This is a genomic window from Spongiibacter thalassae, from assembly GCF_012272835.1.
Classification (GTDB): Bacteria; Pseudomonadota; Gammaproteobacteria; order Pseudomonadales; family Spongiibacteraceae; genus Spongiibacter; species Spongiibacter thalassae.
This window is the reverse complement of sequence record NZ_JAAWWK010000005.1, coordinates 429,165-453,950: the sequence shown is the minus strand read 5'-3', so window position 1 is coordinate 453,950 and position 24,786 is coordinate 429,165. Positions and strand designations below refer to the sequence as shown.

Here is a 24,786-nt window from a genome sequence, read left to right as displayed (position 1 = left end):
CTCGCCACCGAAAACCTCTGCACAAACACGGGTCAACGCCGCAGTCAGAGTGGTTTTGCCGTGGTCAACGTGACCGATGGTTCCCACGTTAACGTGGGGTTTTGTACGTTCAAATTTTGCCTTCGCCATTGCGACAGTCTCCTAGCGGACCTTCTCGTAAAGTCACTATTTTGCCAAGTCACTACAAAAAGACAAAAACCCACCCGGGCTTTTGTCGCCGAAATAATGGAGCTCATAACCGGACTTGAACCGGTGACCTCTTCCTTACCAAGGAAGTGCTCTACCGACTGAGCTATATGAGCACCGCAATCAAAAAACTTCGTCAGCCGGAGCAAACTGGAGCGGGTAGCGGGAATCGAACCCGCACCATCAGCTTGGAAGGCTGAGGTTCTACCATTGAACCATACCCGCTGAAACTCAGTATTCTGCTGGTACATCTTTCAATAATGGTGGTGGGGGGTGGATTCGAACCACCGAAGCTTGCGCGTCAGATTTACAGTCTGATCCCTTTGGCCACTCGGGAACCCCACCTCGAAAGAGCGAAACATTCTGCTTATTCATCAACTACTTGTCAACTTAATATGACAACGAGCCGAGATCATATAACAGAGCGTAGAAAACGTGGAGCTGGCGAGAGGAGTCGAACCCCCGACCGGCTGATTACAAGTCAGCTGCTCTACCAACTGAGCTACGCCAGCGCAAACTTTCTACGTCGCTTCCGAACGAGGGCGGCATTCTAGTCCAAGTCTCTGTAAGACGCAATCAGATTACAGTTTTTTTTGTCCAGAGTACGCCCCACCCCCTGCCGCGCCGCGAGAAACTCCTGGCCATCGCGATAGCCCTCTTCATTTATATAGGTTTGGCGCACCAGCCAGTAGCGCTCGGCATATTTGACAATTTCACGCACCGCCGCGCTATACCCACGCTTGTCCATCGAACGTATATGCTTTTGCGCCCGCTCGGGATCACTGAACACCCCCAGCGATACCGCGTTTTTCAGCGCCCCTTGGCGGATCACAAAACTATCGATTTTCTTTCTGCGTAACTCCTCAAAAACCTGACCAGCGGCCTTGGAGGTAGCAAAGGGGCCCAGATACACCCAAAAATCACTTCCGCGACGATACTCCTCCTCCATCCAGCGAAGATTAAGACCTGGCGGCACTGCAAACCTATCCTCCCTTTTTGCGTAGGGCCCAAGAAACCAACACTCTTCCTCCGCGACATCCGCCTCGGCCTCCGCAGCCACGACCAACCCATCAACGGCGGCACTCGGCGGGGAGTCGGAAGCAGAAAGCTGTTTCAAATCTCGCGCCGACTCCTGAGCGGCTTCGGCTGGCTTTGACGCCACCACAGGCGAAGACGGTGATCCGGCATCGGCCAGCTCTGCTAACAGCGTGATATTCCCCCGGGCGACCTCACGGGACTCAAGCACCTGCAGCCGATCGAAGCTTTTCTCAGACGCCTGCCAAACGTAAAACGCTCCATTAAGCAGCACCAGCAACAGGAATGCCCAGCGCATCACCCCCCCCCCGAACCTTTCGCCTGAACGGCAAGCTGCAAACCGTCCAGCACCAATTCTTCGACAATGCTCCAACCAGCCGCCCTACTACCAGCCAACCCCGCAATTACCTGTGCATCCCCCCCCGTCAACACGACATCAGGCACCACACCCTCTGCCACGGTGTATTGCTCAATTGCACCACTGACGGCGGACACCAGAGCCAACCAAGCCGCCCCCTCTACACAATCCGCCGTCTGCCGACCCGGTCGCAGCGACACTTCGGCGGCATTGTCGTAACGCACACGGCCAGTGCTTCCGGTCAGCGACGAGCACATCAGCCTGAACCCCGGCAGAATATAGCCACCGATATGACGGCCGTCGGGCGCAACAAGGTCAATAGTGGCCGCCGTTCCCGCATCCACCACGACAACACCGCCCGGGTGCGCTCGATAAGCCCCCAACATTGCCAGCCAGCGGTCAACGCCCATCTTCCCAGGCTCGGCGTAGCTATTGCGCACGCCGGCGCATTCGTTAGCGGCACGAACAAATTCCGGTTTAAGTCCGTGGCGTTGAAAATCCCGGCAAAGCTGTGCCTCTACCTGATCGCTTGCCACCGATGCCACCCATAACTCGTCAGGACTGAGGGACGCAAGCCTATCCAATGACTCAGCATCCAAAGAACAGCGGCCACCATTGACCCGACGCCCGCGATCCATCAATCGCCATTTCGTCGCAGTATTACCGACATCCAACTGAAGACTGAGCAATGGGCTTACTCCTGACAGGCACGCAGCGATACTTCGCCACCATGGAATACTCGTCGACCCAATTCGGTGTCAATCACCAAGCCACCATTTGCCTCCACACCACGGGCCTGACCAATGATGCGCTTTTCACCCAAAGTGACTGCCACCTCCCTGTCGCGAAACGCGTCCAGCTCTGACCACTCCTGGTGAAACCGCGCAAAGCCCTTTTCACCGTATACCAGGAGCGCCTGATACAGCTCATCGAGCACCACCGCCAACACGGCACTCCGCGGCGCCTCAACACCGGCGCTGGCCAGGTCGACCCAGGGTTGATCGATAGCACTGACATCGACAGCGCCCATGCGCACATTTAACCCTACCCCGATAATCACCTGACATATGCCCGCCGGGTCACCCTGCATCTCCAGTAAAATGCCGGCGATTTTTCGCCCATCCAGCAACACGTCGTTAGGCCACTTTAACGAGGGCGATTCCGCACCGAGCCGACGCAAGGCCCTTGCAACCGCAACACCCACACACAAGCTCAGCCCCTCAAGCGCCGCAGCACCACTGGAGAATTCCCACACAACGGAAAAATACAGGTTTCGCGCAAAGGGGCTGAGCCACTGACGCCCCCTGCGACCCCGGCCCGCTGTCTGCTGCTCAGCCACGAGACATATCCCATGGGCGTCGCCCGATAAAATTCGCTGCGCAGCTTCGGTATTGGTCGACTCCGTCTGCGGCAGGATAGTCAGGCGATCGACGATATGCCGGCTCTGCTCGGGCAGCGCTGAGCGAATGGCTTCGAGAGAAAGGAGATCGAGACCGCCCTCAATGCGATAGCCACGACCTTTTTGCGACTCAAGGGTCAACTGCAATTCTTCCAGCTTTTGCAATTGCTTCCAGACTGCAGCGCGGCTGACACCCATCGCAGCACCCAGCTCTTCACCGGAATGAAATGCCCCATCAGCCAACACATCTAACAGCGTAGTGTTTATCAAAACCCAACCCCCAAATATTCAGGAAGCAAATCATAGCAGAAAACCCCCTTCCGTCCTTTGCATCACACCGCAGCGAGATTTTCGCGCCCGTAATCCAAATTCATAACGCACACCGTACACAAAGACACAGACAAAAAAGACGGAGACTCCCATCATGTACAAACAGATCACACTGGCCTCACTGATCGCGCTACCGCTCATTGCTACTGCAGCCTACGCAGAGGAGCACCATCGCGCGCCGACCGCCGTTCAAGCCCCGTCACCCTTTGCGATGAGCAAACAGGACAAAGTTACCACCGCAGCAGCGATAGACCACCTCAACAGCGACGAAAAAATTTCCGGGCGGGTACTCGTCGAAACGATTAACGGCGAGGTCATATTGAGCGGAAACCTCGACAGCCCTACGATGATTTACCGTAGTGTTGAACGGCTACGCAAACTTGATCAGGTCAAAAGTGTGAAAACCGTTAACCTGGACGGCTAGGAGTACACCCCTAAAGGGCGTTAATTGGAGAAAAACACGTCAAAGCGAAAGGTCAAGCTCGCGTCGGCATCCCAGCCCTGATCGCGGGCAAAAAACAATTCAGGACTCACGGTAAGAAACACCCAGTCCTCGTAGACGCGCTTGCTGTAACTCATCCCGGTGAAGTAAGCCGTCAACCGAGTATCGAATTCATTGGTTGCGAAAGCACCCACTCGATATTCAAGGCTTTCCCGCGAGCTCAAACCGTGCTGAAGAGACAGCACGTGCACGTTTTCGAAAAAATCATTCTGATCTTCAAATTCCAGAACAGTGACATAGCGTAGGTGAAACGCCGTCCCGACAGGGCGCCCCAACTGAAATTCCGAGGTCTCGCCCCAGCCCTTGTCGCGAAACCACCAGAACTCCTGCTGAAACTCAGGCGTCCACTCCCCCCATTTCTCAAAGGGTCGACGCATGCGCACTTTCGCGAAGGGCACCAGCGGCGCGCGAAACTTGATACCCACCCGGGCACTGCGCTTCCAGCGGTGCCATTCCGAGTCTGGGGCAAATTCCAGGCCGGTCAGCGAGTCATCCTTACGCACCCTTTCACCACTGGAACCGGTCCGGACCCTATTTTCAAGACTGCGGTCACTTTCATCATCGCTACTAAAGAACAGCTTGGCCTTGCGCTTGGTGTTCGGCAAATCAAATTTGGCCCGCAACCGTACATCGCTCTCAACCCCACCCTCTTCGAGGAAGCTTTGGCGAATCTGTAATTTCAGATAACTCTCATTGGTGTAGTCGGCGGGGGCATCTTCTTTACTGAAATAGCGATCGACCTGTTCGGCGAAGCTCACCCAACGGGCCGACCAATCGTCTCTGGTTTTCTCGGCGCTATCAAAGGTTCTCAGCAGGAAATTAGGGTGCTGCCCGGGAACGGTCGCGGGCTCCTGGCTTTCGTCTGCATAGGCCGCGATACCCGCCAACACACCGAGACCGCCAACCATAATTCTTGTTATTAATCTCACTGACGGTCCCGTTACCCCCTCTACCCTGTGACTATAGTTGCTTTTTTCACCCAGCGACAAGACAGGCCCATAAAAAAAGGCACCCTGAGGTGCCTTTGCGAACTATTGCCGGGAATTTTAGACTTCGTCTTTCAGTGCTTCCTGACGAGCAATTTCCCGCTCCATAAACTCAAGCCAGTTTTTGGCATAGTCCTTGGACTTTTCGCTCTTGAGCGCTTCCTTGAAGGCCTTCTTCGCTTCAGCGTATTTCTGCAAGTTGAAGCGAGCCATGCCCAGAACAAGATAAGCAGAATCAGGGCGCTTCAGGTCGCCTTTACGGAAGGCGCTTTCAATCGCTTTTTCTGCCTTTTCAAACTCGTCGTTATCCAGGTAAATACTACCCAGACGCGACCACAGCTCGCCCTTGTCGGACTTGGCTGCCGCTTTTTCCATTTCCGGAATAGCGCGCTTGATTTCCTGTGCCTGACGCCAGGAGTTACCCAGAATTTCCAGGTTCTTCGACGTTGCAGGAATAGCTCCGGACTTGATGCCCTTGTCGAGCACTTTAGCCGCTTTGTAAGGCACTTCCTGAGAGAGATACAAATAAGCCATATTGATCAGCTCTTTGTCTTTCTCCAGCAGACCCTGCTCGTAAGCGGCTTCCATAGTCGCGGTAGCCTTGCGGTCCAGCTTCATCTCGTTGTACATCGCAGAAAGCTGGAGCCAATAGGCTTTTTTCTGGTAGTACTTGAGGGTTTCCTCGAGGATAGCCGCTACGCGCTTGATGTCGTTTTTCTCGTAATAGAGATAACGCTGCAAGCCCCACCACTGCTCCTTGGGCACCTTGCCGCGCTTTTGATAGTCATTGATAGCAACTTCAATGTACTTCAATGCGCGATCGAGGTCTTTCAGCTGGTAATAACCCTGGGCCAAAAGTGCATAGGCACCGGCACCCGGGTCTTCCTGCATTTCCTGCTTGGCCTTGAACCACTCCAACAGCACGTTAACGCCGTTTTTGTAGTCTTCCTTAACAAAGTAAAGCTGAGCAATGGTGTACTTGGTATTAAGCTCCATCGCTTCCGGAATATCCGGCTGCTTGACTACGTTGCGGTAGGCATCCAGCGCCTGCTCATACTTCTCCTGAGTGAAGTAGATAAAGGCGTACATGTTGTACAGGTTGGCCAGCTCATAGCTGTTCAGCGAGCCCCGACCCTCCTTGTCGCGCAACTCATTCAACATGCCAATCGCTTCGTTATAGCGTTTGGCATCGGCAGCTTCCTGCGCCGCATTGAGCTTTTCAAATATCTTCGCGCGAATTGCCGGAGTACGACGGGTACTACGCTTAGGCTTTTCCTTCTCGGCCGCCTGAGCGGCAAAGGGGCTATCCATCTGCAGTGCCGGGGCCAGCGAAGAGCTGACCACAGGCAATGCCATCAGGGCAGCAACACCCAAACTGAAGGAACATGCCAGATTGAGCAGCACCGGGCGCACTTTACTTGTGCTCAAGTGATATTCAGACATTATTTCTCCAACTCGTAGGTGAAGCGGTTCTGGATACCCGGCACTTCGATAGGCTCCCCATCAACAACCCGCGGCTTGTACTTGAACTTCTCCGCAGCTTTTTGTGAGGCACGCTCGAAGTAACCCGGGGGGCTACAATCCACGGGCACGATATCCCTGGTAGTACCAGCCTTGGTTACGGTGTATTCCACCGTACAGTAGCCTTCAACACCACGGCTTTGCGCACGACGCGGATAGATTGGTGCAACCTTTACGATAGGCAGATATTCCCCGTCCGAGGCGGACAGACCACCAGCTGTATTGGTCATCTGCAGCTGTTGCTGCGGCGCCATATTGACAGCTTCAAGGTCAGGGTTAACATCTTCCATCTCCGGCTGTTCCATATCCGGTGGTGGCTCTTCCGGCTGCTTCGGCTTATCAGGCTTGGCATCCTTCATAGTTTCAATCTTGGTGTCCGGCATCTGAATATCGGCCAGCTTCGTACGCGGCTTTTCGTCCAACGTCTTGTCAGCTGTCTCGATCAGATATGGCATTATGATAAACAGCGCTGCTGTTATCACAAAGGCCAGTGCGGCACCGATCAGAATTCGAATATTCATAATATCGATCAGCTGTCTTCAGTGGCCAAGGAAACATCGTATACGCCTGCCGCGCGGCTGGCGTCGATAACCGCAGTAACCGTTTCGGTATTCGAGGCCTTATCAGCCTGAATAACCACGGCACCTTTCGGGTTTTCCGCGTGCATCCGCTCTACTACTGAGCGAACGGCGCGCTTGTCTACCCGGCGCTTATCGATCCATATTTCATTGGTACCGGTAACAGCGATCAGAATATTGACATTCTCTTTCTTGTTAGCGGTTGACGCCTCAGGACGATTCACTTCAACGCCGGCTTCCTTGATAAAGGAGGCCGTAACGATAAAGAAGATCAACATAATGAAGACCACGTCGAGCATCGGCGTCAGGTCGATCTCGGAGGAATTCTCCTCTGCACCTGCTTTGCTATGCTTTCTCATAATTGTTCTCTTAATGATCGGTTGTCAGATGGTCTTCCAAAAGCTCGCTCTCGCGGTCGGCAATACTCTTGATATAAGTATTGACGAATACACCCGACAGAGCTGCAACCATACCCGCCATTGTCGGGATCGTCGCTTTTGAAACACCTCCGGCCATAGACTTGGCATCACCACCACCCGTCACAGCCATGATATTAAAGACCTCGATCATCCCTGTGACCGTGCCCAACAGACCCAGCAGCGGACAAAGCGCTACCATGGTCTGAATCATGGGGAGACTCGCGTTGATCTTCAGAGTGACCTCTGAGATCAACTTTTCGCGAATCCTTTTGGCGTTCCAGGACTTGCGCTCAGCGCGCGCCTCCCAGGTATTGATGGCGTAATCGACGTCTTTCGACAGTGCGAACTTGTAATACCAAACCCGTTCAATAGCGAGAGTCCACATGACGAAGGTGATCCCTGCGATGAGCCAAAGCACATCGCCGCCGGAATCCATGAATCGTCGTATGATCTCAATCCATTCATTCAGTTGGTACATCGCTTAGTTCCCCGCGCGCCCTTCTGTGTGTTCGGCGATAATGCCGGTGGACTGCTCATCAAGAACATGCAAGATCTTCTTGGCGCGGCCGCTGACGAAGGTGTGCAGCAGTACAGTCGGAATCGCAACAACCAGACCGAGAACGGTCGTAACAAGTGCACCGGAGATACCACCTGCCATTGCTTTCGGATCACCTGCACCGAAGATCGTGATCGCCTGGAAGGTGATGATCATACCGGTTACCGTACCCAGCAGACCCAGCAGCGGAGCTACTGCAGCGATAATTTTCAGCAGGTTGAGAGAACGTTCGAGACGCGGTGTTTCTTTAAGTACCGCTTCGGACAGTTTCAGCTCCAGGGTTTCAGAATCCATGCTGGGGTTGTTTTCATGAACCTTCAGCACTCGACCCAGACAGTTATCTTCATTGGCAGAGCTGCTCTTAAGCTGTCTGTTAACTTTCATGTCTTCGATAGACAGAACAATCAGACGCCATACCGCAATCAACAAAGCCAACACACCGACTGCAGAGATTACGTAACCAACAACGCCACCCTGGTGCCAACGCTCGGTGAGAGTCGGGCTATCGATCAGCGCTGCAAGGTAAGAACCGCCGGTAGGACCAGTGGGGTCAACACCAAATGGAGTCACACCTGACGATGCGCTGGCCAGATCTTCAGCCCAGCTCATGTAGGGGCCATTGGGCTGACGCGCCAGAACCTGTACGGTGCCGTTTTCAGCAATGTACTGCAGGTATTCACCTTCGGAGTTAACCAGGTTGAAGGTACCAACACGCACAACTTCCTGCTCGGATTTTTCGCCGGCAGCACTGGTGACGGTGGTACGGAATTTCACCACACGGCCAGACTCAGTCATTTCGCGCTGAATTTCAAACCAGATACGCTCGATTTCTTCAATGCTGGGCAGCTCTTCAGCGCCAGCCATTTTCTCAATCAGCTGGTCCACAAACTCTTCACGATTTGGGAACTGAACGCTGATCAGCGAGGACTGGAAGTTGGAACGCATATCACCAGCAGTAGAGGTCAGGTGACCAAACAGCTCGGTCAGGGTACCCAGACGCTCTTTCAGCTGACGCTGTCTTTCGAGGATCATTGACTCGTTTTCTTCAAAGGTGTTTTCCAACTTTGAAGAACGCTTCTCCTCGGCATCCAGAGTTGCCTTGGCTTCCTTCAGCATTTTTTCCTGGTCGTAGCGGGCGTTTTTGAAACGCTGCTCGCGAGCGCGTTGCTCACGGGCATCTGAAACCTGGCCTTGCTTGACCATTTTCAGCAGCTCGTCCAGCGATTTCGCCTCGTCTTCAGCCATAACCGGCGAGGCCATTGCGATAGCGCCGCCCACAACCAGTACGGCAGCTTTAAAGAGATTACGTTTCATTATTTTGCAGCCTCCGGTGCCGGAATCGGGAGTTTCATGATGTCGATGGACGCCTGCTTACGTGCGATACGCAGACCTTTCTGGATCGCGCCGCGATAATCGCCGGCATCCAGCTCCACCCAGCGGCCCTGGGTCTTGTCCCAAGCTCCGGAGTGCTCACCGTCGTTTGTTTGATAGAGCAGGCCGATACGGCCGATACGCAGGAAGTTTACGTTGCGCTCAGAGCCAGCAACATCGGCAACGCCTTTGTAGCTGTCGATCTTGCGGCCGTACTCGTTTTCGATTTTGTAGGCTTCAAGCACCTGACGGAATTTCTCTGCAATAGTGATATCAGAGCGATCCATATTGTCACGCAGGAACTCAACACGCTCTTTACGCTCGTCAATGTGGAAAGGCACATCCAGATTCACGAACTGCTCCAGACCGTCGATCATGCGAATCAGCAGCGGCGTAATTTGACGCTGGATGACAGTAGCTTCATCGACTGCTTTGCCCAGGCTCTCGATACGACGCAGCTGGCCAGCGATCTGCTTTTCAAGACGTGCGTTGTATACACGCAGACCGTCTACTTGCTTCATGACGGTTTTATAGTCTTGCAACAGGTCGCCAGTTTCAGCGGCGAGGCGGTCAATACGTACCTGGGATTTCTGTTCGGCGATAACACGACGCTCGCCGACTTTGGTTATTGCACTTACGGGTACTAACGGCTTGGGGGGCGCAGCGGGTGCAGCAGCAGCGTCTTGCTCAGCTGAATAAGCAGACGATCCAGCGAGCACACCTGCAGTCGCGGCGACCGCCAGCGCGATTGATTTCAATCGATGCATTTTCATGGGAATTGCTTTTCCTATTTGGGACGTTTAGTGAAAGCAGAGCTTATTATCTTGATGCAGCCGTACGGCCAGTCATAACGACCGTGCTTTCATACAGCGGGACTTATTTTAATCACGGGCTTTCCCAAGAATCAACGAGAAAACTAAATGTTTCGTAATATAAAAATAACGGCAAATACCTAGACGGGAAGTGTTACTTTTTTGTAGGGACGGGTAACAAAAATGACTCGCGCAGTAACAAACTGCACCACAAATTCGCTAACATGCTGTTATGAGCTATTGCAAGCCCGAGTAGCGAACGCAACGGAAAGCGCCGTTAGCGGCGCTCAAAAAGCAGGAAAACACAGCTGGGCGCGGTATTCTCGCCAGACTCAGGGATCTCGCGGGCGGTTTCTCGCCACACAGCCCCTTCAAGCGGAGGGTAAAACGCATCGCCCTCGACCTCGACATCCACTTCTGTGAGATACACCCGGTCCACCTCAGCCAGGGTCTGGCGGTAGATCGTTTCGCCACCGATCACAAAGACTTCGTCAACCCCACTGTGCGTCGCCTCGACCTCGGCTTGCGCCATCGCCCCGGCAATATCGGCGAACACCTGCGCCCCTTCCGCCCGAAAATGAGGGTCTCGACTGACGACGATATTGGCCCGTCCCGGCAGTGGCCGGCCAATCGACTCCCAGGTTTTGCGCCCCATAACAATGGGCTTACCCATGGTTAATGCCTTGAAGCGGCGGAGATCCGCGGGAAGCCGCCAGGGCAATTGATTGTCAACACCGATCACGCCGTTTCGGGCAGCTGCGACAATATGGGCAAACTTGATACTCACAATAAGCCTCCTCAGACCGCGATCGGCGCCTTTATGGCCGGGTGGGGATCATAGCCGATAAACTCAAAGTCATCGAAGTCATAGTCAAAAAGCGTCGGCGGGCGGCGACGGATGTGCAGCCGTGGCAGCGGCCGGGGCTCGCGCCGCAGCTGCTCTTCAACAATATCATCGGTCAAATGGTTGAGATACAGATGGCAGTCACCAAAGGTATGCACAAAATCCCCCACCTGAAGATCGCATTGTTGAGCGATCATATGGGTTAGCAGCGCATAGCTGGCGATATTGAACGGCACCCCCAGGAACAGATCAGCACTGCGCTGATACAACTGGCACGACAACTTACCCTCGGCCACATAAAACTGAAACAGCGTATGACAGGGCGGCAATGCCGCCTTGTTCCGCCGGGCATTCTCCTGGGGGCTAAGGCTTTCATCAGGCAGGTCCGCCGGGTTCCAGGCATTTACCAACAGCCGACGGGAATTGGGCTTGGTGCGAATCATGTCCAGCAATTCGCTGATCTGGTCAATAGTGGAGCCATCGGGGCAGGCCCAGCTGCGCCACTGCTTGCCATAGATCGGGCCGAGGTCGCCATTGTCCAGCGCCCACTCGTCCCAGATGCTCACTCCGCGCTCGCGCAACCAGTTGTTGTCGCAACTGCCGTTCAGGAACCAGATCAGCTCATAAATAATACTGCGCAAATGCACTTTCTTCGTCGTCAACAACGGGAAGCCTGCACTGAGATCAAAACGAAGCTGGCGACCAAATACCGAACGCGTACCCACGCCGGTGCGATCGCCCTTGGTCACACCGTTGTCGCGTACATCCCGCACCAGATCCAGATACTGCTGCATAATCCCCCCTCAGTCCTTCGCCGCGCGGCGATAGGCGTAGACCATCACTCCCGCGCCCACAACAATCATCGGCAGCGACAACAACTGCCCCCGGGTCACCCAACCCAGGGCGTCAAAGCCAATGTGACCGTCCGGTTCGCGGACAAATTCCACCAGAAAACGAAAACACCCGTAGCACAGCAAGAACAAACCACCCGGCGCCAGCTGCGGGCGCGGCTTGCGGGTATAGAAAAAGATAATGGCAAACAGTACCCCCCCTTCCAGCGCGAACTGATAAAGCTGCGACGGGTGGCGTGCCAGCTGGCTCGGGTCTTTGGGAAAGACCATGCCGAACACACTGTCGGTGGGCCGCCCCCACAACTCCTGACCGATAAAATTACCCAAACGCCCGAGGCCGAGGCCAATGGGAGCCAGCGGCGCAATAAAGTCCCATACTGCAGCCACGGGCTGGTTGATTTTGCGGGCGTAAAGGGCCACCGCAATAATCACCCCCAACAAACCACCGTGGAAGGCCATGCCCCCCTCCCAGACTCGAAACAACCACAGCGGGTCCTCCACAAATTGAGGGAAGTTATAGAACACCACATAACCGAAGCGCCCTCCGAGGATCACCCCCATTGCGCCGTAAAATATCAAATCCTCAAGCTGTTCAGCCCGCAGCGGGCTCCAGGGCTGACGACAGCGCATTCGACCGATATACCAGGCCGCAGCAAAGCCGAGCAGATACATCAGTCCGTACCAATGGATCGCGACAGGGCCCAGCTGTACCGCCACAGGGTCAAAATTGGGATGGCTCAGCATTGCTATAGTGCTCCAAAAATAAACTGGGCGCCGACGAGAAACAGAAACAGGGCGAAGGACTGCTTTAGTATTTTCGCCGGCAGATGTTGAGCCAGGTTAGCTCCCAAGCGCGCCGCGGGGGTGCTGCACACAGCAATAGCCAGCAACGCGGGCCAAAACACAAAACCGGTGCTCCACTCGGGCAGCTCGGACCGCGACCAACCGGTCACGCCGTAGCTCAGGGCGCCGACCACCGCTATCGGCAGGCCGCAGGCGGCGGAGGTCGCCACCGCCTGCTGTATGCGCACATTGCACCAGGTCAGATACGGCACCGTCAGCGATCCGCCACCAATTCCGAACAGCGCCGACAGGCTGCCGATCACCAGACCGCCGCCGAGCAGCGCCCCCCGCCCAGGCAATACTCTGCCAGCCTTCGGCTTGATATCCAACGCCATTTGCACCGCTATCACCAGCGCAAAAACACCGATTATCAATTTCAGGCTTTCGCCGGATAAATTCGCGGCGACCACCGCACCCGCTGTTACCCCCACAGCGATACCCGGCGCCAGCAAACGCCAGACAGACCAGTCAACATTGCCGTGACGGTGATGGGCCCACACCGAACTCAACGAGGTAAAAACAATGCTGGCCAGCGACGTCCCCACCGCAAGCTGCACGGCTACCGCCGCCGACACCCCCTGAAGGGCGAAACAATACACCAGAGCGGGCACAATTATCAGCCCGCCGCCAATGCCGAACAGACCAGCAAGAAACCCCGCCGCCGCTCCGACCCCCAAGTAAATCAGTATTATCGCCATGAACGCCCAGCCGGCCGCAAACCGCCTATTATGCCCGAAATACCGTGCAGTTTGGCGATAACTTCCCGATGTGCGCACAGGCTCACGCTGCTATCATGGCCACTTGACACCAAGGACTCGACCCCATGTGCCTGATATTATTGCACTGGCAACCCCTCGCAGAGCGACGACTGATTGTGGCCGCCAACCGCGACGAATTTTTACAACGCCCCACCGACGCGGCCCATTTCTGGAAAGATCAGCCCCATATCCTTGCGGGCAGGGATCGGGAGTTCGGCGGCAGCTGGCTCGGCGTCAGTCTGAACGGCCGCTTTGCGGCGGTCACCAACCTCCGCGACACCGACGACGTCGGCGAGTTGAGTCGCGGAAATCTCGTTCAGGACTTTTTAAACAGCCACATAGGGGCTGCGGAATTTGTCGAAAATCTGGAGGAGAACAAGGGAGATTACCGCCCCTTTAACCTGATAGTGAGCGACCTCAAACAATTAGCGTACAGCAACAATGCCGAACCCGGCTGGCGTCAGCTCGACGAAGGCATTCATGTGCTGGGCAATATACGCCTCAGCAACAGCAACCCCAAGGTGCGCAAGGGTGCGGCGGATTTTTCGGAAAGTCTCGCCGACCCTGCCGATCACGAGGGCTTATTCGACCTGCTCAGAGATAGCGAACCTGCTCTCGACAGCAAGGAGCCGCTGGAGCGGGCCCTGTCCTGCCGCTTTGTCAACGCGCCAAGCTATGGCACGCGGTCGAGCAGCGTACTTCTCTGGAACCGGGATGGTAGCGGCGACTTTTGGGAAAGGGAATACAGTGCGCAGTTCGAGGTCGTCACCACCCGTCACTTCGCCCTGCCGCCGTCGTCACCCCCCTGATCGCGGCGGCAGCAGGCGCTCCATACCCACCTTGGCCAGGGTACTGCGCAGCAGGCCGCGTATTTCATCGGCGGTATCCAGCTCCATCACCACCGCGAGCAAGTCCTGCAAGTCTTCGAATTTACATGCCCGAATCACCGCCTTGACCCGCAATAGGCTGTTGTCGTTCATCGACAGCATATCGTAGCCCATCGCCATCAATAGCAGCACCGCTGCGGGATCTCCCGCCAGCTCGCCGCAAATCCCGACAGGTTTGCCCTCGAGATGGGCCGCCTCCACAACACTGCGCAGACTTCCCAGCACCGCCGGATGATAGGCGTGATAGAGGTCGGCTACCCGCGTATTATTGCGGTCCACCGCCAGTAAATACTGGGTCAGGTCGTTGGAGCCTACCGAGAGGAAATCCACCCGCCGCGCCAATTGCCGCGCCTGGTATACCGCCGCAGGAACCTCTACCATCACGCCGATAGGGGGCAGACTGATATCCCAGCCGTCTTCCAGCAATTCATCGTAAGCCCGACGCACCAACTCCAGCGCCTCATCGACTTCCTGCACATTGCTGATCATCGGCAACATGATGCGCAGATTATCCAGACCTTCGCTGGCCTTGAGCATCGCCCTGACCTGCACCAGGAATATCTCCGGATGATCGAGGGTCACCCGAATGCCCCGCCACCCCAAAAAGGGATTCTCTTCATCGATGGGAAAATAGGGCAACGCCTTGTCGCCACCGATATCCAGGGTACGCATGGTCACCGGCAGCGGTGCAAAGGCCAACAGCTGCTCGCGATAGATGATGCGCTGCTCCTCCTCACTGGGAAAACGCTCACGCAGCAGAAAGGGGATTTCAGTACGGTAAAGCCCCACGCCCTCGGCGCCGCGATCCAGCGACCGGGCCACATCAGCCATCAAACCAGTGTTCACCCACAGCGGCATATGGCGGCCATCCAGGGTTTCGCAGGGCAGATCCCGCAGGGCTTCCAGCCCCTGGGAGAGCACCAGATCTTCCTGGGAAAGCGCACGAAAGTGCTCGTGCACCTCCGCCGAGGGGTTGTAGTGCACAAAGCCACTGTAGCCATCGACAATCAAATTGGCGTGTTCAATCTGGGTGTAGGGTAAATCGCTCGCGCCCATGACCGTGGGGATACCCATTCCCCGCGCAAGAATCGCCACGTGGGAGTTACTCGAGCCGCGCACCGACACCATGCCAACCAGATGCGCCCGGGGCACTTCACCGAGCATCGACGCCGTCAACTCTTCGCCCACCAGAATGGTATCTGGCGGATACTCCCGCTCCTGTTCTTCATCACCGGCCTGAAGGTAGCTCAATACCCGCCGCCCCAGATCCTTGATGTCCGTCGCCCTATCCTTGAAGTAGGCATCGTCCATCATTTCAAAGGCATGAATGTGATTACTTACTACTTGCGCCAGGGCGCCCTGAGCCCACTCACCCTCGGCAATTTTATCCGTCACCTCCGACAGCCAGACACCGTCATCAAGGATGCGCAGATACACGTCGAACAGCGCCAACTCCTCCGGCGACAACTGGTCTACCAGCTTGTCACTCAGCTGGCGAATATCTTCCCGCACCGAATTCAGCGCCCGCTCGAAGGCATCCTGCTCAGCAACAACGTCTTCACTTTGCCGCTTGGGCACCGAACTCAGCTCAGCGGGAGGCACGATTACCACCGCGCGCCCGATTGCCACCCCCGGCGCACCGGCAATGCCCTTGAACAGGGCGGACGCCGCCACGGCCCCCTGGGGGGCGTTAATCGATCCGGTCGCACGGGCATGGGCGATAACCCCCGCCAGCTGCGCCGACATCGTTACCAGAAACGCCTCCTCTTCCTCGTCGAAGCGGCGGCTGTCTTTCTGCTGAACAACCAGCACTCCCAGCACTTCCCGCTGATGGATAATGGGTGCGCCCAGGAAAGAATGGTACTGCTCTTCACCAATACCCGGCAGGTAGAGGAAGTTAGGATGTTTTTCGGCGTGATCGAGATTCAGGGGTTCTTCCCGGCGCGCCACCTGCCCCACCAGACCCTCGTCGGGGCCAAGGCTGATCTTGCCAATCAGCTCCGGGTTCAAGCCCTGGTTGGCCATAAAGATCAACCGCCCGCTTTCCGGGTCGCGCAGGTAGACCGTGCACACCTCGGTACCCATCACACTGGCCACCCGCTCGACGATGATTTCAAGCGCCGTCTGCAGGTCGCCGGCCGCGTTGACCGCCTGAACAATACCCCTCAGTGCCGACAGCATTAAGTCACGCCCTCCTGCTGGCATTCACGCACCAGGCGCACATGACGCGAGGCCAATTCCTTCATCGCGCGACGGTAGACCTCACGCTTGAACGCCACCACCTGGCCAAGTGGATACCAGTAACTCACCCACTGCCAGTGGTCAAACTCAGCCTTGGCGCCGCAATTAAAGCGAATATTGTTTTCATCGCCGACCATCCGCAGCAGAAACCACTTTTGCTTCTGACCTATGCACAGCGGTTTGTTGTCGTGACGAATCAGCCGCTTGGGCAGGCGGTAGCGCAGCCACCCTCGGGTACAGGCCAGCACCTCCACCTCGTGCTCGCGCAGCCCAACCTCCTCGTATAATTCACGAAACAGGGCCTGCTCCGCCGTCTCACCATCGTTAATGCCGCCTTGGGGGAACTGCCAGGCACTCTGACCGACCCGGCGCGCCCACAGCACTTGGCCGTGCTCATTGGCGATAACAATGCCAACATTGGGACGAAATCCATCCGAATCAATCACATGCTCACCTTTCTATATGTTTTTTCTAATACGATCTATTGTTCCACAAATATCCCAAACTGGGAATTGAATGCGGCGGATGCAAATACGCCTAGCAAAAGTTATGCTAACGCGCCTGTTTATTGGAGGGCTCCCATGCCTCTTGCTATTTTCGACCTCGACAACACCCTGCTCGCAGGTGACAGTGACCACGCTTGGGGAGAGTTTCTGGTTGCTCGCCAACTGGTCGACAGCGAGGAACACCAGCGTCGGAACGACGAGTTTTACGTACAGTACCAGCAGGGCGGATTGGATATCGACGCTTATCTGCGCTTTGCGCTGGCACCCATCGCCGGACAGAGTCCCGCCGAGCTCGCACCGCTGCACCGCGATTTTATGGAAAATTATATTGCAGCTATGCAGCTTCCCAAGGCAACGGCGCTCATCGACAAGCACCGCCAACAGGGACACACCCTGATGATTATTACCGCTACCAACCGCTTTGTCACGGGCCCCATCGCCAAAGCACTGGGTATCGACATTTTGCTGGCCAGTGAAGCGGAGATTATCGACGGCGCGTACACCGGTCAAAGCGAAGACATACCCTGCTTTCAGGAAGGCAAGGTTGTGCGCCTGAACCGCTGGCTACGGGAAAATGGCAAAGACCTGGCGGGCAGCTATTTCTACAGCGACTCTCACAACGACCTGCCATTACTCAAACAGGTCGATCATCCCGTGGCAGTAGACCCGGACCAAACCCTGCGCGACTATGCCGCACAGCAGGGCTGGCCGATTATCAGCTTGCGCTAGCGGCGATTCAGCCCGCCTCGCACTCGGCGTCGTAATCCTCGGCGCTGAGCAGATTGTCCAGCTCGCTCACATCGCTGGGCTTGATACGGAAAAACCAGCCATCGCTGTAGGGGTATTCATTCACCGTCTCGGGGCTTTCATCCAGCGCCTCGTTGACGGCAACAATTTCACCCGATACCGGCGCGTAGATATCCGAGGCAGCCTTGACCGACTCAACCACCGCGGCCTCATCGCCAGCGGAGTATTCGGCGCCCACCTCGGGCAACTCGACAAAGACCACGTCGCCCAATGAATCCTGCGCGTGATAGCTGATGCCCACGGTCACAGTGCCATCTTCTTCAAGACGTGCCCATTCGTGGCTGCTGGCATACTTCAATTCACTGGGGGTGTTGCTCATGGAGCGGCTCCTGGTAAGAAAGGGTTAACTGGGCGCATTTTACCGCCGCCACGCACAAATACAAAACATTCAACGCCGAACACTGGCACGAATACTGAGCAGCACCGGCAAAAACCCGACCAGAACCAGACTCAGGGCGGGCAGCGCCGCCAACTGCCACTGACCTTCCGCGGTAAGTTCAAATATCCGCACAGACAGGGTGTCCCAGCCAAAGGGCCGCAGCAGCAGTGTCGCCGGCATTTCCTTCATGACATCGACAAACACCAGCACGAAGGCAGTCAACAGGCCCGGGCGCAGCAGGGGCAGGTAGATCTCCCGCAATACCCGCCAGCCATCGGCACCAAGGGTTCTCGCCGCCTCCGGCAAACTGGGCCGAATACGCTCCAAGGTACTGTCGAGGGGGCCACTGGCCACCGCCAGAAAGCGTATCCAATAGGCCGCCAACAGGGTCAGCACCGAGCCCAGCAACACCGGCCGGGGATCGATACCCAACCACTGCTGCAAGGGTAAAAACAGACGGTTATCCAGCCAGGTAAACGACACCATAATTCCCACCGCCAGCACCGAACCCGGCAGGGCGTAACCCAGCTGGGCCAGTGAAAACACATCGCGGCGGCGGGCGGAACTGAAGCGACGATTAAAGGCCAACACCAGTGCCAGCACCACGGTAAGCAGGGCCGCCATCGCCGCCAGCGACACCGAGTGCCCGATTAAATCGGCAAACCGAGCATTGAATTGCTCGCCGCCAGAGGCCAATACCCACAGCAGCAACTGCAGCATCGGCAGGAAAAACGCCAGCGACAGCACCGCGCCGCAATACGCAAAAATCAGCCAGCGCCCGGTGGGCGATAACACATAGCGGCGATGATGCTGTGGCCGCGCGCCCTGAGTATAGCGGCGCGCGCCCCGGGAACGGCGCTCGGCAAACAAGGTTAGCGCCACAAACAGCAGCAACAGCGACGCCAGTTGTGTCGCTGCCTGCAAATTGAAAAACCCGAACCAGGATTTATAGATAGCCGTGGTGAAGGTGTCGTAATTAAACACTGCCACCGTACCAAAGTCTGCCAGCGTCTCCATTAACGCCAGACTGACTCCGGCAACGATAGCAGGCCGCGCCATTGGCAGGGCAACGCGAAAAAATGCCTGCCGCGCATTGCAACCCAGCACCCGCGCCACTTCCAGGGTTTCGCTGCTCTGCGAGAGAAAGGCGCTGCGCGCGAGCATATACACATAGGGGTATAGCACCAGCGCGAAAATCACGATCACACTGAGATCGCCGCGCACATCCACCCCCCAGCGGGGGCCAAAAACACTGCGCCCCAGTGCCTGTAATGGGCCACCGAAATCAAACACTCCGAGCACCACGAAGGCCATCACGTAGGCAGGCACCGCCAAGGGCAGCATCAGTAACCAGTCAAACTGCTTACGACCGGGAAATTCGCACATTACCGTGCACCACGCCAGGCTAACCCCCAGCAGCGACACCAGCACACCCACGCCGATCAGCAAGACCACCGTATTGCGCAGCAAGCCGGGCAACTGGGTGGCCAGCAGATGCTGCCAGATATCCCCCTCCGGCGACCACCAGCTCAGCAGCACCACCAGCACTGGCGCCAGCACTGCCGCCACCAGAACCAGCCCCAGCACGCGGAGCACAATACGGCCATAGGCCCGGCCCACAACGGGCAGGGCCACCGGAGAGGACATTGTCACCTAGCGATATCCAGCCCTGTCCATCAAGCGGATAGCATCCGCCTGCAAGCGCCCGGCCTCAACCACGGGGACGTTGTCAGCCTTGAAGGCTCCCCATTCCTTAATCAGCGGTGTCGGCTCACTCGCCGGATTCACCGGGAATTCCTGATTAAGATTGGCAATGGCCAGCTGCGCTTCGGGGCCAGACAGCCACTCCAACAACTGCTGCGCCAGGGCCTTTTTATCGCTGGCCTGGGTCACCCCGACACCGCAGATATTCACGTGTACACCACGACCCTGAGCTCCTTCACCCTGCTGATTGGCCCAGAACAGCTCGACACCCAGATCCGGGTTGGCAGCCTGTTGTCGCGCCAGGTAATAACTGTTCACCAGACCGACATCACACTGACCAGCCGCGATGGCTTCAATAACCTTGTCGTCACTGGAGAAGGGGGCGACGGCGAGGTTTTTCACCCAGCCCGCCACAATGCTTTCGGTTTCCGCTTCGCCATTGGCACTCATCATGGTCGCCACCAACGACTGGTTGTAGACTTTTTTCGACGTGCGCAAACACAATCGGCCCGACCATTTTTCATCGGCCAGCGCCTCGTAAGTGCTCAACTCCTCAGGCTTTACCCGGTCACGGGCATAAACAATGGTGCGTGCACGAACAGACATCCCAAACCAGCGCCCCTGGTCATCACGCAGCGACGCGGGCACGTTTTCTGCCAGCACCGCCGAGTCGATCGGCGCCAGCAGGTTCATTTCGGTGGCCTGCCACAAATTGCCCACATCAACAGTAATCAACAGGTCGGCTGGCGAGTTGGCGCCCTCAGCATTCAACCGCGCCAGCAAAGGCCCTGCCGAATCGGTGACATAGCGGATGCGCACACCGGTTTCTTCGGTGAACTGATCAAAAATCGGTTTGATTAACTGCTCTATGCGAGAGCTGTAAACCACCAGCTCGGGGGACTGCGGTGCCTCGTTTCGACCGCAGCCAACCACGGACAACAGCACAAATAAACACATCAATGAGCGGAGCTTCATAGTAGAACAATCCAAAGGGAAAATGTTAATCGGCAATGATAATTATTATCATTACTTAACTCAAGACGCAGAAGGCTTTTGTTTTGCCGGAACAGGTCAGAGCACAGGCAAACCCATCGCCCGGGCAATGATCTGCCGCTTGAGGGGCACTGCGCGATCAAGCAAGCTCATGCCAAGATTACGCGCCAGTCGCAATGGCATCGCGGGGCTTTCAAACAAATGCTGAAAGCCTTCCATAGCCGCCATCATCGCCAGATTGTCACCCTTGCGGCGGCGCTGATAGCGCGCCAGAGCCACATTGTCACTGAGCATCAAGCCACGGCGCAGTGCCCGCTTGAGTTCGTCGGCCAGCGCCTGGGCATCGGCAAACCCAAGATTGATACCCTGCCCCGCCAGGGGGTGAATGGTGTGGGCCGCATCGCCGACGAGCACAATACCGTCTTTGACATAATCCACCGCGTGGCGCTGGCGCAGCGGAAAGGAAAAGCGCTTGCTACAGGCCAGCACCTCACCCAAGCGTCCCTCGAAGTGTCGGGTCAACGACTGCGCAAAGGCGTCGTCATCCAATCCCATTAACTGAGTGGCCACATCGGGCAATGCCGACCACACAATCGAGCAGTAGCGTCCACTACCCGCCGCATCCGCCAGCGGCAGAAAGGCCAGCGGCCCCTCCGGTAAAAACCGTTGCCAGGCGCGGTCCTGGTGGGGGCTTTCGGTCTCCACCGTGCAGACGATGGCATGGTGATGGTAATTCCATTCCCGAGTCTGAAAGCCACCGGCCTCCCGCAACCGGGAATTCGCACCATCGGCGGCCACCACCAGAGGACTGCCCAGACGGCGACCGTCCTCCAACTCCAGCACACCGCGCCCCGCCTCCCGACGATAACTCTTCACCGGCGCGCCCAGCACACATTGCACGCGGCTAGCGCGCAGCGCCTCCAGCAGGCCCGCGTTTACCAAGCGGTTTTCCACAATATGCCCCAGCGCGGACTGATTCACCTCGGCGGCAGAAAAGTGAATACGCCCGGTGCCCTCTGCATCCCACACCTCCATATCCCGGTAGGCGCAGGCGCGGCGCTCAACAATCCCCTGCCACACCCCGAGCTCATCGAGGAACTGTCGCGATGCCGCGGTGAGTGCACTCACCCTGGCATCGTAGTCCAGCACCGAATCGTCCAGCACCGGCGGCCAACCCTCGGGCATTTTTTGTCCGTCAATAAGGGCGACTTTAAGATTTTCCTCCGCCATGGCCAACGCCACTGCGGCACCGGCCATACCCGCACCGACAACTATCAGGTCAAAGGACTCCAGGGCGCGCTCAGCCATTGGCGGCATCTCCTCCTCGGCCATTTACAATACCCGCGGCGCGGGCGGTAAAGCGGGACTTCAATGGCGCACTGACATCCAGCACCAGTAATCCCAGGTTGCGCGCCAGACTCAGCAGCGGCTGACGGTTGCTGAAGATTTTGGTCACGCGGTCAGAAAAAAGTGTGGTCAAGCGCTGATCGCCCTGCTGGGCATTCAGATAGGATTTCAGCACGGCTAAATCGCCGATATCCTTACCCGACTGACGGGCTTTGGCGAGAATTTTCGCGAGGCTGTCGGCGTCGCGCAGGGCAAGATTAAACCCCTGCCCGGCAACCGGGTGCAGGGCGTGGGCCGCATTGCCCATCACCACCAGACGGCGGCGTATCTGCTCGTCGGCACAGCTCAGTGTCAGTGGAAAACACGCGCGCTGCCCCAGCTTGCGCAGATGACCAAGGCGGTAACCGAAGGCCTCCTGCAAACGGCGCAAAAACTCCTCCTCCGACCAGGCCATGGCCTCATCCGCGCGATCCTCCGCAAAGGTCCACACCAGGGCCGACCGGGACATTCCGCTCACATCCGGGGTCAGCGGAAGCATGGCCAGTGGGCCGTCGGCGGTAAAGCGCTCGTACGCGGTGCCACCGTGGGGCTTTTCGGTGCCGATATTGGCAATAATCGCGGTCTGGCCATAGTCATCGACATGGCGATGAATACCCAATCGCTCACACAGCCCCGACTCCGCACCGTCGGCAACAACCAGCAGGCTGGCGCTACGGGATTCAGCCACCTCCCCGCAATTCAGGGTCAGGGTCGCCCGCGACGCCGTTAATTCAACCGCTTCAACCCTTGCCGGAGTAATAAACTCGACCGCGGTATTCAGTCGTAAATAGCGCAACAGGCTGTTACCCAGCCAGGCGTTTTCAACCACATACCCCAGCGCCGGCCACCCCAGATCAGCCTTTTCCATCAGCACGCTGCCAAAGTGCCCCCGGTCAGACACCTGAATCGCCTCAATGGTGGCCAGCTTTTCGGCCAGCTGCGGCCACAGACCCAGCTGGCGATAAATTTCGGCACTGCCGTAGGACAGCGCGGTGGAACGGGCATCGAAGCTGGGGCGGTATTCCGGCTGCTCCACCGACAACGGCGGCAGGGGAAAGCTTTCCACCACCGCCACCCGCAACGCGCCGCCGCTGTGTTGATGCAGGCACAGGGCGAGGCTGGCGCCGACCATGCCGCCACCGGCGATCACGACATCGTAGTCAGCCGTCGCCACGCTGGGCCTCCGCCATCAGCGCCTCGATATCATCAACTTCCTTGGGAACGTCGGCGGTGAGAATGTCGCAACCCTCCCGGGTCACCACTACATCATCCTCGATGCGAATACCGATTCCACGCCAGCGCTCCTCAACATCCAAATTGTCCGGCGCGACATAAATACCCGGCTCAACGGTCATTACCATGCCCGGCTCCAGCAAGCGCCAGGTGCCGCCCACCTTGTAATCGCCCACGTCGTGAACATCCATCCCCAACCAATGTCCCGCTCGGTGCATATAAAAGGGTCGATAGGCCTCATTGGCAATCAGCTCACTCACGTCGCCTTTGAGTAAGCCCAGCTCACACAGCCCTTCAGTGATAACCCGAACGGTTTCTTCATGGGCCTGATTCCAGTGGTTACCCGCGCGAATCACCTCAAACGCCGCCTTTTGCGAAGCCAGCACCACTTCATACAAGGCCCGCTGCTCCGGACTGAAGCGGCCATTGGCGGGAAAGGTGCGGGTAATATCAGCGGCGTAAAAATCCAGCTCGCAGCCCGCATCAATCAATACCAGATCGCCGTCGCGAATCTGACTGCTGTTTTCCACATAGTGAAGAATACAGCCGTTTACCCCGGCACCCACGATGCTGCTGTAGGCGGGGAAACGCGCACCTGCCATGGCAAATTCGTGGAGAATTTCAGCCTCCAGTTGATACTCATACACCCCCGGGCGACAGAACTTCATCGCGCGCTCATGGGCGCGGGCAGAAATCTCCCCCGCCCGCCGCATGACCCGCAACTCCGCCGCACTTTTGAACAGGCGCATGTCGTGCAGCAGGTGGTCGAGGTCGAGAAATTCACCCGGCGGCTCGGCACCGCTGCGCACCTTGGAGCGGATTACATTCACCCAGGTCATTACCTGCTGATCGAACTCCGCATGGCGGCCCATGGCGTAATACACCCGCTGCCGACCCTCAATCAGCCCCGGCAGAATGTCATCTATATCGGTAATCGGAAACGCATCGTCGGCGCCGTAGCGCGCCACCGCCCCCTCCGGGCCGGCGCGATACCCGGTCCACAGCTCCATTGCCGGATCACGGTCGCGACAAAACAGCACCACCTCTCCGGCCTCTCGCCCCGGCAGCAGTGCCAACACCGCGTCTGGCTCATCAAAGCCGGTCAGGTAATAAAAGTCGCTGTCCTGGCGAAAGGGGTACTCGGAGTCACGGCTGCGGGTCAGCATTCTGGCGGAGGGGATAATCGCAATGCTACCCGGCTCCAGTAATTCCATGAGATTCTTACGACGACGGGCAAATTCCTGTTTAGTGATACTCATCATTTTCTCTGATTGGTCGCAGCGGGACGAAAAAGGCGCAGG

Annotated in this window: 26 protein-coding genes and 4 tRNA genes; 3 read left to right on the top strand and 27 right to left on the bottom strand. The window is 57.0% G+C overall.

Annotation, left to right across the window (positions count from 1 at the left end):
* The 8 genes from HCU74_RS15370 to birA form a co-directional block, all read right to left on the bottom strand.
* Positions 1-129, bottom strand: a 129-nt coding sequence (locus tag HCU74_RS15370; protein ID WP_246864667.1) for a GTP-binding protein, incomplete at its 3' end; no start/stop codon positions are given.
* Between the two features lie 97 nt (positions 130-226).
* Positions 227-302: transfer RNA gene (locus tag HCU74_RS15365), tRNA-Thr, on the bottom strand.
* Between the two features lie 35 nt (positions 303-337).
* Positions 338-411 (bottom strand) — tRNA-Gly (locus tag HCU74_RS15360).
* Between the two features lie 36 nt (positions 412-447).
* Positions 448-531 (bottom strand) — tRNA-Tyr (locus HCU74_RS15355).
* 91 nt (positions 532-622) lie between these two features.
* Positions 623-698, bottom strand: a tRNA-Thr gene (locus tag HCU74_RS15350).
* Positions 699-736: 38 nt separating this feature from the next.
* Entirely contained in the window at positions 737-1,519 is a 783-nt protein-coding gene (locus HCU74_RS15345) for an SPOR domain-containing protein (RefSeq protein ID WP_168451291.1), read from the bottom strand.
* Positions 1,519-2,268 (bottom strand): type III pantothenate kinase, encoded by a 750-nt coding sequence (locus HCU74_RS15340; RefSeq protein ID WP_168451290.1) that lies wholly within the window; start codon positions 2,266-2,268, stop codon positions 1,519-1,521. Before HCU74_RS15340 ends, HCU74_RS15345 begins: the two co-directional genes overlap by 1 nt.
* 5 nt (positions 2,269-2,273) lie before the next feature.
* Positions 2,274-3,248 (bottom strand): bifunctional biotin--[acetyl-CoA-carboxylase] ligase/biotin operon repressor BirA, encoded by a 975-nt coding sequence (gene birA, locus HCU74_RS15335; protein ID WP_168451289.1) that lies wholly within the window; start codon positions 3,246-3,248, stop codon positions 2,274-2,276.
* Positions 3,249-3,402: 154 nt separating this feature from the next.
* Between birA and HCU74_RS15330 the strand changes: the two genes are divergently transcribed.
* Positions 3,403-3,732, top strand: coding sequence for a BON domain-containing protein (locus HCU74_RS15330; protein WP_168451288.1), 330 nt, complete (start codon positions 3,403-3,405; stop codon positions 3,730-3,732).
* A 20-nt stretch (positions 3,733-3,752) separates the two neighbouring features.
* Here the strand turns inward: HCU74_RS15330 and HCU74_RS15325 are convergent, their stop codons facing one another.
* The 11 genes from HCU74_RS15325 to HCU74_RS15275 all read right to left on the bottom strand — a co-directional run bounded on the left by HCU74_RS15325 (position 3,753) and on the right by HCU74_RS15275 (position 13,289).
* Complete coding sequence (locus tag HCU74_RS15325) at positions 3,753-4,739, bottom strand: hypothetical protein (protein WP_168451287.1); 987 nt, start codon at positions 4,737-4,739, stop codon at positions 3,753-3,755.
* Between the two features lie 117 nt (positions 4,740-4,856).
* Complete coding sequence (locus HCU74_RS15320) at positions 4,857-6,239, bottom strand: tetratricopeptide repeat protein (RefSeq protein WP_168451286.1); 1,383 nt, start codon at positions 6,237-6,239, stop codon at positions 4,857-4,859.
* Positions 6,239-6,838: an energy transducer TonB gene (locus HCU74_RS15315; RefSeq protein WP_168451285.1), complete on the bottom strand. Its 600-nt coding sequence runs from the start codon at positions 6,836-6,838 to the stop codon at positions 6,239-6,241. Before HCU74_RS15315 ends, HCU74_RS15320 begins: the two co-directional genes overlap by 1 nt.
* Before the next feature lie 8 nt (positions 6,839-6,846).
* Positions 6,847-7,254, bottom strand: a complete 408-nt coding sequence (locus HCU74_RS15310) for an ExbD/TolR family protein (RefSeq protein ID WP_168451284.1) — start codon at positions 7,252-7,254, stop codon at positions 6,847-6,849.
* Positions 7,255-7,264: 10 nt separating this feature from the next.
* Positions 7,265-7,792, bottom strand: coding sequence for a MotA/TolQ/ExbB proton channel family protein (locus HCU74_RS15305; RefSeq protein ID WP_210425310.1), 528 nt, complete (start codon positions 7,790-7,792; stop codon positions 7,265-7,267).
* A 3-nt stretch (positions 7,793-7,795) separates the two neighbouring features.
* A complete protein-coding gene (locus tag HCU74_RS15300; protein WP_168451283.1) occupies positions 7,796-9,184 on the bottom strand; it encodes a MotA/TolQ/ExbB proton channel family protein in 1,389 nt (462 codons plus the stop codon).
* Positions 9,184-10,014, bottom strand: coding sequence for a DUF3450 domain-containing protein (locus HCU74_RS15295; protein ID WP_168451282.1), 831 nt, complete (start codon positions 10,012-10,014; stop codon positions 9,184-9,186). The genes HCU74_RS15300 and HCU74_RS15295 overlap by 1 nt, the downstream gene beginning before the upstream one ends.
* A gap of 316 nt (positions 10,015-10,330) precedes the next feature.
* Complete coding sequence (locus HCU74_RS15290) at positions 10,331-10,840, bottom strand: dihydrofolate reductase (RefSeq protein WP_345889692.1); 510 nt, start codon at positions 10,838-10,840, stop codon at positions 10,331-10,333.
* An 11-nt stretch (positions 10,841-10,851) separates the two neighbouring features.
* Entirely contained in the window at positions 10,852-11,691 is an 840-nt protein-coding gene (locus HCU74_RS15285; protein WP_168451281.1) for a thymidylate synthase, read from the bottom strand.
* Positions 11,692-11,700: 9 nt separating this feature from the next.
* Complete coding sequence (gene lgt, locus HCU74_RS15280) at positions 11,701-12,492, bottom strand: prolipoprotein diacylglyceryl transferase (RefSeq protein WP_168451280.1); 792 nt, start codon at positions 12,490-12,492, stop codon at positions 11,701-11,703.
* A gap of 2 nt (positions 12,493-12,494) precedes the next feature.
* Positions 12,495-13,289 carry a sulfite exporter TauE/SafE family protein gene (locus HCU74_RS15275; protein ID WP_168451279.1) on the bottom strand — a complete coding sequence of 265 codons (795 nt, stop codon included), beginning with the start codon at positions 13,287-13,289 and terminating at the stop codon, positions 12,495-12,497.
* 125 nt (positions 13,290-13,414) lie between these two features.
* On the opposite strand from HCU74_RS15275, the gene HCU74_RS15270 reads away from it, so the two are divergent.
* A complete protein-coding gene (locus HCU74_RS15270) occupies positions 13,415-14,158 on the top strand; it encodes an NRDE family protein (RefSeq protein ID WP_168451278.1) in 744 nt (247 codons plus the stop codon).
* On the opposite strand, the gene ptsP is transcribed toward HCU74_RS15270, so the two are convergent.
* Both ptsP and rppH read right to left on the bottom strand, forming a co-directional pair.
* Positions 14,147-16,417 carry a phosphoenolpyruvate--protein phosphotransferase gene (gene ptsP, locus HCU74_RS15265; protein WP_168451277.1) on the bottom strand — a complete coding sequence of 757 codons (2,271 nt, stop codon included), beginning with the start codon at positions 16,415-16,417 and terminating at the stop codon, positions 14,147-14,149. The genes HCU74_RS15270 and ptsP overlap by 12 nt on opposite strands.
* Positions 16,417-16,923 carry an RNA pyrophosphohydrolase gene (rppH, locus tag HCU74_RS15260; RefSeq protein WP_168451276.1) on the bottom strand — a complete coding sequence of 169 codons (507 nt, stop codon included), beginning with the start codon at positions 16,921-16,923 and terminating at the stop codon, positions 16,417-16,419. The genes ptsP and rppH overlap by 1 nt, the downstream gene beginning before the upstream one ends.
* 135 nt (positions 16,924-17,058) lie before the next feature.
* Between rppH and HCU74_RS15255 the strand changes: the two genes are divergently transcribed.
* Positions 17,059-17,712, top strand: coding sequence for a histidinol-phosphatase (locus HCU74_RS15255; RefSeq protein WP_168451275.1), 654 nt, complete (start codon positions 17,059-17,061; stop codon positions 17,710-17,712).
* A 7-nt stretch (positions 17,713-17,719) separates the two neighbouring features.
* On the opposite strand, the gene gcvH is transcribed toward HCU74_RS15255, so the two are convergent.
* From gcvH to pepP, 6 genes are all read right to left on the bottom strand, one after another.
* Complete coding sequence (gene gcvH / locus HCU74_RS15250) at positions 17,720-18,109, bottom strand: glycine cleavage system protein GcvH (RefSeq protein ID WP_168451274.1); 390 nt, start codon at positions 18,107-18,109, stop codon at positions 17,720-17,722.
* Between the two features lie 69 nt (positions 18,110-18,178).
* Positions 18,179-19,816 (bottom strand): ABC transporter permease, encoded by a 1,638-nt coding sequence (locus HCU74_RS15245; protein ID WP_168451315.1) that lies wholly within the window; start codon positions 19,814-19,816, stop codon positions 18,179-18,181.
* Positions 19,817-19,822: 6 nt separating this feature from the next.
* Positions 19,823-20,848: an extracellular solute-binding protein gene (locus HCU74_RS15240; protein WP_210425309.1), complete on the bottom strand. Its 1,026-nt coding sequence runs from the start codon at positions 20,846-20,848 to the stop codon at positions 19,823-19,825.
* 96 nt (positions 20,849-20,944) lie between these two features.
* Positions 20,945-22,174, bottom strand: coding sequence for a UbiH/UbiF/VisC/COQ6 family ubiquinone biosynthesis hydroxylase (locus HCU74_RS15235; RefSeq protein WP_168451273.1), 1,230 nt, complete (start codon positions 22,172-22,174; stop codon positions 20,945-20,947).
* Positions 22,167-23,426: a 2-octaprenyl-6-methoxyphenyl hydroxylase gene (gene ubiH / locus HCU74_RS15230; RefSeq protein WP_168451272.1), complete on the bottom strand. Its 1,260-nt coding sequence runs from the start codon at positions 23,424-23,426 to the stop codon at positions 22,167-22,169. The genes HCU74_RS15235 and ubiH overlap by 8 nt, the downstream gene beginning before the upstream one ends.
* On the bottom strand, positions 23,413-24,744 hold the full coding sequence (pepP, locus tag HCU74_RS15225; protein ID WP_210425308.1) for a Xaa-Pro aminopeptidase: 1,332 nt from the start codon (positions 24,742-24,744) through the stop codon (positions 23,413-23,415). Before pepP ends, ubiH begins: the two co-directional genes overlap by 14 nt.
* Positions 24,745-24,786 lie beyond the last annotated feature (42 nt).

Coding starts and splice junctions, on each gene's coding strand:
- HCU74_RS15315 (WP_168451285.1), bottom strand. CDS start 6,838: ATGAATATTCGAATTCTGATCGGTGCCGCACTGGCCTTTGTGATAACA.
- HCU74_RS15275 (WP_168451279.1), bottom strand. CDS start 13,289: ATGGCGATAATACTGATTTACTTGGGGGTCGGAGCGGCGGCGGGGTTT.
- HCU74_RS15305 (WP_210425310.1), bottom strand. CDS start 7,792: ATGTACCAACTGAATGAATGGATTGAGATCATACGACGATTCATGGAT.
- HCU74_RS15235 (WP_168451273.1), bottom strand. CDS start 22,174: ATGGCTGAGCGCGCCCTGGAGTCCTTTGACCTGATAGTTGTCGGTGCG.
- lgt (WP_168451280.1), bottom strand. CDS start 12,492: ATGCTGAGCCATCCCAATTTTGACCCTGTGGCGGTACAGCTGGGCCCT.
- HCU74_RS15255 (WP_168451275.1), top strand. CDS start 17,059: ATGCCTCTTGCTATTTTCGACCTCGACAACACCCTGCTCGCAGGTGAC.
- HCU74_RS15345 (WP_168451291.1), bottom strand. CDS start 1,519: ATGCGCTGGGCATTCCTGTTGCTGGTGCTGCTTAATGGAGCGTTTTAC.
- pepP (WP_210425308.1), bottom strand. CDS start 24,744: ATGAGTATCACTAAACAGGAATTTGCCCGTCGTCGTAAGAATCTCATG.
- HCU74_RS15285 (WP_168451281.1), bottom strand. CDS start 11,691: ATGCAGCAGTATCTGGATCTGGTGCGGGATGTACGCGACAACGGTGTG.
- HCU74_RS15295 (WP_168451282.1), bottom strand. CDS start 10,014: ATGAAAATGCATCGATTGAAATCAATCGCGCTGGCGGTCGCCGCGACT.
- HCU74_RS15310 (WP_168451284.1), bottom strand. CDS start 7,254: ATGAGAAAGCATAGCAAAGCAGGTGCAGAGGAGAATTCCTCCGAGATC.
- HCU74_RS15320 (WP_168451286.1), bottom strand. CDS start 6,239: ATGTCTGAATATCACTTGAGCACAAGTAAAGTGCGCCCGGTGCTGCTC.
- HCU74_RS15240 (WP_210425309.1), bottom strand. CDS start 20,848: ATGAAGCTCCGCTCATTGATGTGTTTATTTGTGCTGTTGTCCGTGGTT.
- HCU74_RS15245 (WP_168451315.1), bottom strand. CDS start 19,816: ATGTCCTCTCCGGTGGCCCTGCCCGTTGTGGGCCGGGCCTATGGCCGT.
- HCU74_RS15330 (WP_168451288.1), top strand. CDS start 3,403: ATGTACAAACAGATCACACTGGCCTCACTGATCGCGCTACCGCTCATT.
- ptsP (WP_168451277.1), bottom strand. CDS start 16,417: ATGCTGTCGGCACTGAGGGGTATTGTTCAGGCGGTCAACGCGGCCGGC.
- HCU74_RS15300 (WP_168451283.1), bottom strand. CDS start 9,184: ATGAAACGTAATCTCTTTAAAGCTGCCGTACTGGTTGTGGGCGGCGCT.
- gcvH (WP_168451274.1), bottom strand. CDS start 18,109: ATGAGCAACACCCCCAGTGAATTGAAGTATGCCAGCAGCCACGAATGG.
- HCU74_RS15270 (WP_168451278.1), top strand. CDS start 13,415: ATGTGCCTGATATTATTGCACTGGCAACCCCTCGCAGAGCGACGACTG.